Here is a 320-nt window from a genome sequence, read left to right as displayed (position 1 = left end):
CAGGTGCTGGCCCACGAGATTGTCGGGCGGATCCGTGATGCGGCCGAGCACCATCGCGGTCGTGCCCGAGACCACTCCTGTTTCAGTGAGGTCATTGCCATAGGGGGTAAGCCGCAGCTTGATGCCGGGCGCCACCTCGGCAAGCTTTGCTACCAGGGCAGGCACGATCACGAACTCGACATAGCCATTGGGCGCAATCATAAACAGCCGCTCAGCGGAGGCGGGATCGAAGTCCTGCTGCCCGAGCACTGCGTCGTCCAGGCTCGCCAGCGCGTCCGCGATCCCCGGCGCCAGCTCGAGCGCGATCGGGGTTGGCTGGA

The 320-nt window shown here is 65.6% G+C and carries 1 pseudogene; it reads right to left on the bottom strand.

Annotation, left to right across the window (positions count from 1 at the left end):
• Nucleotides 1-320 (bottom strand): annotated as a pseudogene (locus tag ACFC3J_RS20180) (LysR family transcriptional regulator); the annotation flags it as partial.

The organism is Sphingobium sp., assembly GCF_041987595.1.
Lineage (GTDB): Bacteria > Pseudomonadota > Alphaproteobacteria > Sphingomonadales > Sphingomonadaceae > Sphingobium.
Note: the sequence above shows the minus strand (reverse complement) of the source record. Positions and strands in the feature narration are given on the sequence as shown.